At 59.7% G+C, this 13,157-nt stretch carries 10 protein-coding genes; 8 read left to right on the forward strand and 2 right to left on the reverse strand.

The features are described from left to right. Positions 1-9: 9 nt before the first annotated feature. The 4 genes from CLU86_RS12700 to ribD all read left to right on the forward strand — a co-directional run bounded on the left by CLU86_RS12700 (position 10) and on the right by ribD (position 6,255). A complete protein-coding gene (locus CLU86_RS12700) occupies positions 10-771 on the forward strand; it encodes a PilX N-terminal domain-containing pilus assembly protein (protein WP_099741848.1) in 762 nt (253 codons plus the stop codon). A gap of 91 nt (positions 772-862) precedes the next feature. Then, positions 863-4,615, forward strand: coding sequence for a pilus assembly protein (locus CLU86_RS12705; protein ID WP_099741849.1), 3,753 nt, complete (start codon positions 863-865; stop codon positions 4,613-4,615). A gap of 22 nt (positions 4,616-4,637) precedes the next feature. After that, positions 4,638-5,072 carry a type IV pilin protein gene (locus tag CLU86_RS12710; protein WP_158236370.1) on the forward strand — a complete coding sequence of 145 codons (435 nt, stop codon included), beginning with the start codon at positions 4,638-4,640 and terminating at the stop codon, positions 5,070-5,072. A gap of 25 nt (positions 5,073-5,097) precedes the next feature. Then, positions 5,098-6,255, forward strand: coding sequence for a bifunctional diaminohydroxyphosphoribosylaminopyrimidine deaminase/5-amino-6-(5-phosphoribosylamino)uracil reductase RibD (ribD, locus tag CLU86_RS12715; RefSeq protein WP_099741851.1), 1,158 nt, complete (start codon positions 5,098-5,100; stop codon positions 6,253-6,255). 67 nt (positions 6,256-6,322) lie between these two features. On the opposite strand, the gene CLU86_RS22835 is transcribed toward ribD, so the two are convergent. Further along, entirely contained in the window at positions 6,323-6,481 is a 159-nt protein-coding gene (locus tag CLU86_RS22835) for a hypothetical protein (protein ID WP_158236328.1), read from the reverse strand. Positions 6,482-6,594: 113 nt separating this feature from the next. On the opposite strand from CLU86_RS22835, the gene CLU86_RS12720 reads away from it, so the two are divergent. The 4 genes from CLU86_RS12720 (at position 6,595) to CLU86_RS12735 (ending at position 12,074) form a co-directional block, all read left to right on the forward strand. Further along, positions 6,595-7,224, forward strand: coding sequence for a riboflavin synthase (locus CLU86_RS12720; RefSeq protein ID WP_099741852.1), 630 nt, complete (start codon positions 6,595-6,597; stop codon positions 7,222-7,224). A gap of 213 nt (positions 7,225-7,437) precedes the next feature. Next, entirely contained in the window at positions 7,438-8,424 is a 987-nt protein-coding gene (locus CLU86_RS12725) for an IS5 family transposase (RefSeq protein ID WP_099740912.1), read from the forward strand. 474 nt (positions 8,425-8,898) lie between these two features. After that, entirely contained in the window at positions 8,899-10,101 is a 1,203-nt protein-coding gene (locus CLU86_RS12730) for an ammonium transporter (RefSeq protein WP_099656394.1), read from the forward strand. 128 nt (positions 10,102-10,229) lie between these two features. Next, entirely contained in the window at positions 10,230-12,074 is a 1,845-nt protein-coding gene (locus tag CLU86_RS12735) for a phospholipase D family protein (RefSeq protein ID WP_099741853.1), read from the forward strand. 68 nt (positions 12,075-12,142) lie between these two features. Here the strand turns inward: CLU86_RS12735 and CLU86_RS12740 are convergent, their stop codons facing one another. Further along, positions 12,143-13,111, reverse strand: a complete 969-nt coding sequence (locus CLU86_RS12740; protein WP_099656396.1) for a tRNA-dihydrouridine synthase — start codon at positions 13,109-13,111, stop codon at positions 12,143-12,145. Positions 13,112-13,157: the final 46 nt, after the last annotated feature.

The raw sequence follows: 13,157 nt of genomic DNA on the forward strand, positions 1-13,157 counted from the left end.
GAACTGATCATGCACCGTGCAATTCACAACCCCTCCCACCGCAAGCACCAGCGTGGCGTGGCGCTGTTCGTCGTCATCATATTCGTCATGCTTTCCATGCTTTTGGCATTGTGGGCATCGCGGACTTCCCTTTTCAATGAATTGGTGGTTGGCAACGATGCCGATTACCAACGCGCCTTCGAAGCTGCCCAGTCCCTGCTTCAGGATGCAGAACTGGACATTCGCAATCAGAAAGCCGACGGCACTGAGTGTGTAGGCGTTGGCGATATTTGTCGCACAAGCACTGCTGAGAAAATCCCACTAGACATTACAGAGCGCGACCTCTTGCTTGCAGAACTGGGGCAAAAAACTACGGGATGCGGAAATGGTCTTTGTACCAAACGCACAGGTAAGCTGGATTTTTGGAACGATACAACCGCCCTGAATGCAATGATGCCTCCTGCAGCGACCACCGGGGCCAGATACGGGCAATTCACAGGCGCAGGCAAGGGCAGTATCAGCACCCCAGTCAATCCACTCCTGCAGTGGGACATTGCAACCCCCCCCAATCAAGGCGGCTGGTATTGGATTGAAGTATTGCGTTACGACGAAAGTAGCAAGAACTCAGGCGTCATTGTGGGATCGGGAGCGAAAAATCTACTACGGATGAATCTGGGTGGCAATACCAGTCCTAATTTGGTTTATCGCATTACAGCCCTCGCTTATGGCCGAAAGCCAGGCACACAAGTGGTTTTGCAGCAAACCTATGCACCACAAAAGACAATGGATTAATTGCTCAAATAATTAAGAGAGCAATTCGCACGCATTCAAAGCGCGTTAGCAGCTAATTTAATCAAAACACTGTTTTTCTGAGGAGTACGCTATGTACCACCACACGCCCCCTCGCTTTCGCAAAAACCTGCTCGCACTCGCTGCCATTGCAGCATTACTTCCCAGCGGCGTTTGGGCCGTAGATTTGGTGCAGGCCCCCCCCGGCACCGTGCAACCCAGAGTGACCCCTAACGTCATCATTTCTATTGATGATTCCGGCAGTATGGATTTTCGGGTTGATGCAGAAAGCGCAACAGGAGCGACCAACAATACAACGCCCAATGCCGATGGAACTTGGCCCAGCACCAGCCGGCGGATGAATGTACTGAGGTATTCGTTACAGTCGATTTTTGATACAACCCATCCCAAATACGACAGTGCGTTAATGTCAGACAAGAAAATTCGTCTGGCTTGGCAGTCGATGAACGGGAACAACGGCACACCCAAAACACTGCCTGGGACCACGGGAAGCGCCCCCACACTTGCAACAAACTCCATGAAGATCCTCGAAGGAACTCATCGGACCAACTTTCTTGCATTCCTTACCAACCTCAAGCCGAGCGGCTCAACACCGTCCCATGGCGTGCTCAAGCAAGCAGATGAGTACATGCGAGCCAACTTGGATAAAAATGGGCCTTGGGCATCCGTCCCTGGTACTACCGCCGCACCTTACCTTGGATGTCGGCGCAACTATCATATTTTCATGACCGACGGTCGTTGGAATGGAGCTGTCTCCGGGGGATCGCAAGACGACAACACCAAGAACATCTCGCTACCCAACACCACCGTATTTGGCAGCACCAATGCAGCCACAAGGCCCAAAAACGCCTTGTATGCCGATACTTACAGCGACAACTTAGCTGACTGGTCTTTTGCCAGTTGGTCTAAGAAGCTGCAAACCGCCGTTGACGACGTCAATGGCGCTACCGGCTTGAAAGGCCTACCCCAGCCCACAGCAGAGTACAACCAAGCACCTGCAACAGAAAATTTTGGCAAAGACAAAGCTGGCAATGATGCGATTCTGGATCGATTCTGGAACCCACGCTATAACCCAGCTAACTGGCCGCACATGGTGACCCACACCATTGGTCTGAGCAAAATGGCTTACACATGGCCGGGAACAGACGGTGGTGGTAATGCCTATTCACCGAATCGCTGCAATACCACTAACAAAATTCTCGCTCCTGGCCAAACGTGTGACGCCAGCAACAATGCCACCTTCAACTCCACACTGATGGTGCCGTTTAACTACGACAAGGGATCCAACGGCAGTCTGCCTGACTTCATCACTGGCAATATCAAATGGCCCAACATCAACACGGGTGGTGAGCCTGTTCGCTCACTCGATTTATGGCATACCGCACTTAATGGTCGGGGTCGTTTTTACGCGGTTGAAAAGGGTGAGGATCTGGCCAAGGCATTCCGCGACATCTTCCAGCAAATCAACACCACGGTGGACCCAGAGATGACTTCCACCGCCACCAGCGGTTCAAACATCTCTCGTAACTCGGTGGGCAAGTTCACTGGAAATTACGAACCCAAAAATGCTTGGAAAGGCTTTGTCACAGCCGAGACTGTCAAAAAGGATGGCACCACCGTCCCCACACCATCATGGGGTGGCAAAAATACAGCCGACAAATTGGATGACGCAACGTTCAGCCTCACTGGTCGATTGATTTTGAGTTGGAGTGACCAATGGGTCGCCACCAAAGACAAAGGCGGTGTAGCCTTCCAATGGGCCACTGACGAAAGCAACCTGAGCACCGCTCAAAAAGCATTATTGGGAAAAAACCCCAGTGATGCGACTGTGACTGTCGCTACGAACGGTCAAAACCGCCTCAACTTCATTCGAGGCGATATGACGCTGCAAGGCAGCGACACCACCGGCTACACCGTAGCCAAGCCATTCCGTGAGCGCAAGAGCCGCCAAGGGGATATTGTCAATTCGGTGGTCTGGTACACCGGTAGCCCTTCCAGCAGTTACGCCCTGAAAGGCTATGACACGTATACGCTGGCCAACAAAAGCCGCACCCCGATGATTTACGTGGGCGGCAATGATGGCTTGTTGCATGGCTTCTCTGCCGTTGACGGTACAGAGAAGATTGCCTATGCACCACGCGGAGTGATTGCAAGCCTGCCACAGCTGGTTGACCCCGCATACAACAACAAGCACCGATTCTTTGTTGATGGATCGCCCATGACCGGCGATGTAGACCAAGGGACAGTGGACCCAGGCAACCCCACAGTCCATGTGCCTGACTGGAGAACATTCTTGGTCGGCACCATGGGCGCTGGGGGCAAAGGCTACTTTGTGCTGGACGTCACCAACCCCAATGCAGCAGATACCGCCTCGGGCGTGCCCGGATTTTCAGTAGGTAACGCGCAGAAGTTGGTCGTACTCGACCGCACCAAAGATACCACTCGGGTAGCGGAAACCACTCCCAATTGCGCAACCATGACCGGAGCGCAGAAAACGGCTTGCGACACAGCTGAAGCGGAGGACAAGGATATTGGTAACATCACCGCACGCCCCGTGCTGGACGAGACCAACGCGCTGCGCGCCTCGCAGATCGCTCGCATGAACAATGATCGATGGGCAGTGGTCATGGGCAATGGCTACAACAGCGCCAACCAACGGCCTGTATTGTTGATTCAATATCTGGATGGAAATAAAGAGCTCAAGCGGATCCCTGCGGCCGCCAGCGATGCTGTCGGCAGTGGCAAAGCCAAGGACAACGGCCTGGCGGCGCCTCGCCTGGTAGACCTCAATGGCGATGGACGTCCAGATGTGGTCTACGCAGGCGACAACCTGGGCAATATGTGGAAATTCGACCTCACAAACATGAGCGACGCCAACTGGAAAGTTGCATTCAACGATAGCCCCTTGTTCACAGCCACAGGGCCCGCAACACTGGGCAGCAGTTCGCGCACCCTCTACCAATCCATTTCCACAGCTCCCACGGTACGAGCCAACGACCGAGTCATGGAAGTAGGCAGTGGCCCCAGTGCCAAGACAGTGGCAGTAGGCGGCATGATGGTTGGTTTTGGCACAGGCCGTAACGTGACCAAAGCAGATGAGAATGACTCCACCGTACAAACCTTGTACTCCGTACTGGATAACACGCGTTACAGCGTTGTGACCACCGCGCTGGGTAAGCGTCTGGAGGTAAACCCGGGAGTAGTAGGTTGCGCCAAAGGCTCCAACTGCGTTCCAGTACCCGCTGCCCTGGGGGAAGGGATTGCCACAGCCAAGCTCGCTCAACAAAAAATTTCAGACGTGACATCCACCTACGCCACCGTGGATGTGACCGATGAGTTGAAGGAGGACACTTGGAAGGACTACAACGGGTGGTACATGGACCTGCCTGCAGTGGGTGAGCGACTGCTCAAGCCCATGGAGTTCTATGATGGCAGCAACATTTTGGCGGTATACACGCAAGTGCCTGCCAAGGGTTCAGACGTGGACCCCAATATTGAGACCTGTGAATCCAATACGGTGGACGAAGAGCGCCAATACCTGACCCTGCTGAACCTCATGGACGGCAAGCGGCCGACCGTTCAGCTGATGGATTTTGATGGTAACGGCAAGTTCTATACACCGCCAACCAGCGGACCAGGCTCTTGTTCCACCTGCGGTGATGATAAAAATGTATCCCGCTCCCAGGTCACCAAAGGCTCCCACACCATGGTCCGCAAGGATACTGGCAGCTGCCTTAACCAAGATATCGATGTCAAAAACAATCGAAAAGACATCGCTTGCATGCCAGAGCAATCGCTGCGCCCTAGCTGGCGCCAACTGAAGTAAGAGAAACACCATGATTCGACATATGAGCAAAGCACAGCGGGGCTTCACCCTCATCGAAGTGATGATTGTGGTGGCCATTGTGGGCATCCTCTCTGCCATTGCCATCCCCAGCTACAGCGAATACATCCGACGGGGTCACCGGGCGGATGCCCGGGCCGGATTGCTGCAGGCACAGCAGTGGCTGGAGAGGTCTAGCACGGCGACAGGCGTTTATCCGACCGCCCTGCCCAACGCGCTTCAATGGCGACTGGCAGATGGAACGCCAGATCCCACCAAGCGTTACACAATCGGCTTTCAAGCCGGAAATACCAACGCGATGTTTACTCTGGCTGCGACGCGCAAGGCAGGCCCCCAAGGTACAGATCGCTGCGGGGACTTCACCCTTACCAATACAGGTGTGCGAGAGGCTATCAACAAAACGTCTGGCACCACGACCACTGAGTGTTGGAATAAGTAGCCCCTAAGCTACTATCACAGGCGCAATGACAATTTCCGCGCCCTCCCCTATCAATCAAGCGCTTGGGCTAGCCACCCAAGCGCTTTTTCTTTCCAACCCCAATCCTCGCGTCGGCTGCGTGATTGCCTCGGCCGGTGGGGTCGTTCTGGGCCAGGGGTTCACCCAGAGGGCCGGAGGCCCGCATGCCGAGATGATGGCGCTGCGCGATGCCCAGGCGCAAGGGCACGAGGTGCGCGGGGCTACTGCTTATGTGACGCTGGAGCCCTGTTCGCACCATGGACGCACGGGCCCTTGTTGTGATGCGTTGATTCAGGCAGGCATTGCCAAGGTGGTAGCGTCGATAGCGGACCCTAACCCCCAAGTGGCAGGAAATGGTTTTGCCCGCTTGCGTGCCGCTGGCGTTCAAGTAGAGGTGGGCGACGGCGCGGAGGCTGCGCGTGAACTGAACATTGGCTTCTTCAGCCGCATGGTGCGCAAGACGCCTTGGGTACGGATGAAGGTCGCCGCATCGTTGGATGGTGCCACGGCCTTGCCCAATGGGGCGAGCCAATGGATCACCTCTGCCGCAGCCCGCGCGGATGGCCATGCCTGGCGTGCACGCGCCTGTGCAGTGCTGACAGGCATTGGCACCGTGCTAGATGACAATCCCAGATTGGATGTGCGCGAGGTGCCCACGCCGCGCCAGCCCCATGTGGTGGTGGTGGACAGCCAACTGCAAACTCCCACGAATGCTCATTTATTCATAGCTGGCCGCGCTTGCTATATCTACTGTGCAGCCCCCAAAGATGTGCAATTTGAAGCACGCAAACGGTCTCTAGAGGCCCAAGGGGCGGAGGTGATTCACCTGCCCAACCCACAGGGCAAGGTGGATTTGGCGGCGATGCTGTGCGACTTGGCGCACAAAGGAGTGAACGAGTTGCATGTGGAGGCAGGCAACAAGCTCAATGGCTCGTTCGTGCGCGAAGGGCTGGTGGATGAGATGCTGGTGTACCTGGCCCCCAAGATGCTGGGCCAGGGGTTGTCGATGGCGCAGTTCGGCCCGTTGACAGCGCTAGACCAGGCCCTGGCGCTGGAATTCAAAAGCGTGGAGCAAGTGGGTGAGGATGTGCGCATTGTGGCCCGCGTGCGCGGGTGCGATGGCTTTGGCATCACACCGACAAGCAGTCACGCAGCTGACGCATAGGCCCTCAAAAGTACCGTGCGCAACATCCACAGAAGCACCACAGAAACACCCCCCAGCCTCACGACCATCACGGCCAAGAGGATGCGCTGTGCAAGGCTTCGACAAGCTCAGCCCGAACGGATGTTTCCAGTGCAAAGAGGTTGAAGCGATCACCTGAAAGAGAGGCCAGAGGCATGGTTCCCACACTGGTCCCCAAAAGCAGCTTGGCCACCATGGATTCGCCCATGCTCGATACTGCTAAGCGTTTGAGCCTTGGGCGCCGAGCCACATAGGCTGGCACAGCTGGCAGCTATCCATCGTTCATGACCTCACCATTGACACCCTGACACTTTCAAAACCATGTTCACAGGAATCATCACCGGCCAAGGCCGCATTGCAGAAGTCGCCCCTCTGGGCGCCACAGAAGCCCACGGCAAACGCTTGGTCATTCAAGCCCCAAAGGGGTATCTGGACGACGTAGGTCTGGGCGACAGCATTGCCCTGAACGGCGCCTGCATGACGGTGACCACGCTGGAGCCCCAAGCGCTGCAGTTCACCGTTGATATCTCGGCCGAATCGCTGCTCAAGACCACGGGGCTGGACACGCCCGGGCCCATCAACCTCGAAAAAGCGCTGCGCGCCCACGACCGGCTGGGGGGGCACCTGGTATCGGGCCATGTCGATGGGCTGGGGCAAGTGACGCACTTTGCCCAGGTGGGCGAGAGCTGGGAACTGCGGGTCTTGACACCGCGCGATCTGGGCAAGTACCTGGCCTACAAGGGCTCGATCACCATCAATGGGGTGAGTCTGACAGTCAATCGCATCACCGATACCGAATCTGGATGCGAGGCCAGCATCAACCTGATTCCACACACGGTCGAAAACACGGCGCTGGGGAGTTTGAAGATGGGATCGCGCGTGAACCTGGAGATTGATTTGATTGCACGGTATGTGGAGCGCATGCTGGCAGCACCAGCCGCCGCACAGTGACGGCAGTGCGCTGACCAGCGCACCCAGGCGAGTCAACGCGGCATCCCTCAGCCCTACCCTGCCTTAGCCGGGGCTTGCACAGGGCACTCCCGCATTGCCGACTGTACCAACGGCGCCATTCATTTACTACCAAATTAATAGCTGCTAGGGATGCTCTGCACGAATCCCTCTGAGATGTGCTTGAGCCAGTGTGCAGGCGAGGACAATACGCTCATGAAGCAAAGCAGCCTGGGCCTGAGCAATACCACCAAGCGCACCCGCAAGCGTGAGTTTCTTGATGCGATGGAGTTGGTGGTGCCCTGGGTCGAGTTGGTCTCGCTCATTGAGCCTTATGCCCCAGAGATCGGACGCCGGGGCCAGCAGCCCTTTGCAGTGCAGACCCTGCTGCGTATCCATTTCATGCAGCAGTGGTTCAAGCTCAGCGATCCAGCCATGGAAGAGGCGCTGCACGATGTGCCAGCCTTTCGTGACTTTGCCGGCCTGTCTCACTGGGACGAACACATCCCCAGTGAATCGAGCATCCTGCGTTTTCGGCATCTGCTAGAGCGCCACAAGCTGGCCGATCAGATACTCGCTACGATCAATGCACTGCTGCAAGCCAAAGGGCTGCAACTCAAGGCAGGCACCGTAGTGGATGCAACGCTGATTGCGGCGCCGACGTCCACCAAGAACGAAGGCAAAGCACGAGACCCCGAGATGCATCAAAGCAAGAAGGGCAACGAGTGGTACTTTGGCATGAAGGCGCACATCGGGGTGGATGCTGACTCTGGGCTGGTGCACAGCGTGCGCGGCACCAGTGGCAATGTGAACGACGTGATTGAGGCCAACAGCCTGCTGCACGGGCAAGAAACGGATGCCTTTGGTGATGCAGGCTATCAAGGTGTAGACAAGCGGCCCGATGCTAACAAGAGTGTCCGCTGGCATGTGGCCCTGCGACCAGGACTGCGTCGGGCTTTGGACAAAGACAAGCCTCTTGAGGCGCTGATCGACCAACTTGAACGCACCAAGGCCAGCATCCGCGCCAAGGTAGAGCACCCTTTCAGGGTGCTCAAGCAGCAGTTTGGGTACGTGAAGGTGCGCTACCGTGGGCTCAAGAAGAACACGGCGCAGATCGTCACGCTGTTTGCGCTGTCAAATCTGTGGATGGCAAGGCACAAACTGCTGATCAGCCAGGGACAGGTGCGTGTGCAGGGGGCGTGATGCCCAAAGATCAAGGGCCAATGGCCCCCGCGCAGCGTCTGAGGGCGCACTGCTCAGGCCGAAGTTACTCAACGTGAGTGCTTTTAACTTCGCTCTGCGCCGTGGAACAACCACACCCGATTCGTGCAGAGTTTCCCTAGCGCTTACTGAATAAGCGCTAGCAGCTATTTTTACTTAGATCACAGCCTAATGCAGTGCGGACTGTCTCACCGACAAGGGCATCCAAGAGAAGATCCCCTGACGACCAAAGCCGAGCCCATTCGTCGCAAGAACCTGATCGGCACGATCTTGCGACAACGCACGCCCCATGCGGCATGGCGCTGAGCGCGGCAGTCCATGGGGTGCACCACATTGCACCCAACACCTCGCCATAGAGCACATTTCAGGCGCATTTCTTGCTTTATTGTGGTGCAAATTTGGCCTGCGGCACCCACGCATGCACCAAAACAACCCAATCAAACGCAAGAGGACGATATGGAAGCACTCAAACAGGGCACGGACGCTCTGTTCATTTTGCTGGGCGCCATCATGGTGCTGGCCATGCACGCAGGCTTTGCCTTTCTGGAGCTGGGCACTGTGCGCAAAAAGAACCAGGTGAACGCTCTGGTCAAGATTCTGGTGGACTTCTCGGTGTCCACCGTCGTGTACTTCATGGTGGGCTACGGGGTCGCCTACGGCACACATTTCTTTGTGGGGGCCGAGACGCTGGTGCTGCAAAGTGGCTACGGGCTGGTGAAGTTCTTCTTCCTGCTCACCTTTGCCGCAGCCATTCCCGCCATCATCTCCGGGGGCATTGCAGAGCGGGCGCGCTTTTGGCCGCAGTTGCTGGCCACGGCGGTCATCGTGGGGTTTGTATACCCGTTCTTTGAAGGTATCGCCTGGAACCAGCACTTTGGCGTGCAGGCCTGGATCAAGTCGCTGACGGGCGAAGAGTTCCATGACTTCGCAGGCTCGGTGGTGGTGCATGCCATGGGCGGCTGGATTGCCTTGCCCGCCGTGGTGCTGCTGGGCTCGCGGGCCAACCGCTACCGCAAGGATGGCGCAATCTCGGCCCACCCGCCATCGAACATTCCATTCCTGGCCCTGGGCGCCTGGATTTTGATTGTGGGCTGGTTTGGCTTCAATGTGATGAGCGCCCAGAGCGTGGACAAACTCTCGGGGCTGGTGGCGGTCAACTCGCTGATGGCCATGGTGGGCGGCACGCTGACGGCCCTGGTGATGGGCAAGAACGACCCGGGCTTTGTGCACAACGGCCCCCTGGCAGGCCTGGTGGCGGTGTGCGCGGGATCTGATCTGATGCACCCGCTGGGCGCCCTGGTGGTGGGCGCAGTGGCAGGCGCCATTTTTGTGGTGATGTTCACCCTCACTCAGAACAAATGGAAGATCGACGACGTGCTGGGCGTGTGGCCACTGCACGGGCTGTGCGGCACCTGGGGCGGCTTGGCGGCGGGCATTTTTGGCAGCAAGGCGCTGGGTGGGCTCGGCGGCATCAGCTTTGCCGGGCAGCTCATGGGCACGCTGATGGGCGTGGCATGGGCACTCATCGGCGGTGTGGTGGTCTACGGCGTGCTCAAAGCCACCGTGGGCCTGCGACTGAGCCAGGAAGAAGAGTTTGATGGCGCCGACCTGTCCATCCACAAGATCAGCGCCACCCCCGACCGCGAGGTGAGCTGGTAAGCCACTGGCGCACACGGCGGCCCTGCACAACGCAGCCACGGGTAGGCGCGTTGTCTGACACCCAGGGCCCGCATGGGTGGGTATACATTGGGGCGCAGCCAGAACTGCGCCACCCACCCCACCTCTGCATGCGCCTCGCCCACCCACCCCTGCCCAGCCTTCGCCCCACGCACCGCAGGCCCTTGTCCGGCTCGGCTGGCTGGACTGGTGTGGGTTGGGTACTGACGGTTGCGGCACTGGGCGCCGCGCTCACAGGCTGCGCGGGTTTGCCTGAGCAGGTGGACCGCCCCGTCTCCACAGCGCTGGCAGACCCCAGCCTAACCCCTTTGGCGCAGTGGGCGCAGACACAACGCAGCGCTGACAAGGCACGCCACCCCTCGGGCTTTGTGCTACTGAGCGGCCCCCAGGCGGCCTACGGCAGCCGCCTGGCGCTGGTGGATGCCGCACAACAAACGCTGGACTTGCAGTACTACGCCATCCATGCAGACGCCAGCACCGAGCGGCTGATGCTGGCCGTGGTGGCCGCGGCCCAGCGGGGCGTGAGGGTGCGGGTGCTGCTGGACGACTTTCACAGCACCGGGCGCGATGCCCAGGTGATGCGGCTGGCGTTTGTGCCCAACATCGAAATGCGCATGTTCAACCCCCTGACGGGCGCCCGCAACTCCCAGCTGGGGCGCATGTTCAGCCTGTTGGGCGATTTTTCTCGCGTACAGCAGCGCATGCACAACAAGCTGTTCATCGCCGACAACGCCATGGGCATCGCCGGCGGGCGCAACCTGGGCAATGCCTACTTTGGCAATGACGAGTCAGGCAACTTTGTCGACCTGGATGTGCTGGCCACCGGCCCTGTGGTGCAGGCGCTGTCGCGCAGCTTTGATGCGTATTGGAACAACCCGCGCTCCTACCCTGTGCAGTCACTGATCTCGCGCCCCGAGCTGCTGCGCATGCGCGAGAGCCTGAACATGCCAAGCCGCCCCGCCACGCCCAATGGGCCGCGCCCACAACCCCAGGGTGAAGCCAGCAGTGGCAACCCCACCACCGCAGCCACCGCCGATGGGCAACAGCCCGCCAGCGCCCAACGCACGCGCATCTGGAACCAGCAACCCCTGGACCTGCGCCAGATGCGCTGGACCTGGGCCCCTGCCGCCGTGCTGGTAGACCAGCCCACCAAAATTCCTGCGGACAGCACCGAGCCAAGTCCCCCGGCGCCGCCGCAAACCGCCGTGCCCTCGCCAACACCCTCCCCAGGCGCGACCCCAGCCACGGCAACGGCAACGGCGAGCAAAGCAGCCACCCCACCCGCCGATACGGTGGTAGACGGCTTGCTCCAGCTCATGGGGCAAGCCACCCAGGAGCTGCTCATCGTCTCGCCCTACTTCGTGCCTGGGGCCGACATGAAGCAGGCATTTGCCAGCGCCATTGCCCGGGGTGTGCGGGTGCGGGTGCTGACCAATTCGCTGGCGTCTAACGATGCGCCCCTGGCCCATGCCGGTTACGCCCGGCACCGGGCAGACTTGCTGCAAGCGGGCGTGCAACTGTATGAAATGCGCAGCGAACTGTCGGGGCTGCGCAGCATGTTCCTGGGTACGGGCAGCAGTGGCGCAGCGGGGGGAAATTCAGGGTCAGCGGGCGTGGGCAACTCGCGGGCCATGCTGCACTCCAAACTGCTGGTGCTGGACGGGCGGCTGCTGGCGGTAGGGTCGATGAACCTGGACCTGCGCTCACAGCTGCAGAACACCGAGATTGCCCTGCTGATCCAAAGCCGCACGCTGGCCACCCAGGCCACACGCCAGATCGAAGCCGCACTGAGCGATGCCGCCTGGCGCGTGGAGCTGGATGCGCAGGGCCAACTGGCGTGGCGAGCCCCTGCCCACAGCGGCCTGCAAGACACCACCACCGAGCCTGACGCCAGTGCACCGCTGCGCTGGCTGCTGCACCTGATCGGGCCACTGGCGCCCGACCATCTGCTGTAGCCGCTTGGCTCACACGGACTAGGAGCCTGTCGGACTTGGAAATCGCCGGCTGCAAATCCGACAGGCTCCTAGCGCGCGCCTACCTGCGCCTGCATGGACGCAATCCACAGCGTGATCGCGCGCTGGTCCGTCAGCGTGCGCACATGCTCAAAGGCCAGCTCTGCCTCGGGAAAGCGCCTGCGCAGCAGATTCAGCCACTGCTTGAGGCGGCCCGCGCGCTGGCGCGGCTCCAGCCCATCGCACACCAGTTGCCAAAAGGCCGCCAGGTGGGGAACCAGATCGGCCCACACCACCGTGTCCGTGCCTGCACACCCGGCATCGGCCGCCCGGATGGCGCGGGCCAGCCCTGGGTCGGCCACCGCGCCGCGCCCCAGCATCAGCGCCTCGCAGCCTGACACGGCGCGGCAGCGCTGGGCATCCTCCACGGTCCAGATTTCGCCATTGGCCACCACCGGGATGCGCACGGCCGCACGCACTTCGGGGATCAGCTCCCAATACGCGGGCGGGCGGTAGCCGTCGGACTTGGTGCGGGCGTGCACCACCAGCTCCACCGCCCCGCCGTCTTGCATGGCCTGCGCGCACTCGCGCATCAACAGCGTGTCGTTGAAGCCCAGGCGCATCTTGGCCGACACCGGCAAATGCGCAGGCACGGCGCGGCGCACGGCCGACACCACAGCAGCAATGCGCTCGGGCTCTTGCAGCAGGGCCGCGCCCCCCCCGTGGCGGTTGACCACCTTGGCCGGGCACCCAAAGTTCAGGTCAATCCCCTCCGGCTGCAAGGCCGCCAGCCGCGCCGCGTTCTCGGCCATACACACCGGGTCTGAGCCCAGCAACTGCGCACGCACCGGCACACCTGCCAGGGTGCGGCTGCCGTGCAACAGCTCGGGCACGTAGCGCAAAAAGACCTTGTCGGGCAGCAAAGTGCCCGTGATGCGAATGAACTCGGACACGCAGCGGTCCACGCCCCCCACCCGGGTAAGCACGTCACGCAACACAAAATCCAGAAGCCCCTCCATCGGGGCCAGCAACAAGGTCATGCCAACTCACCCAGTCCCATGCGTTTGCGCGCGGCACTCGCAAATC

This window comes from Acidovorax sp. 62 (genome assembly GCF_002754495.1).
GTDB lineage: Bacteria > Pseudomonadota > Gammaproteobacteria > Burkholderiales > Burkholderiaceae_C > Acidovorax.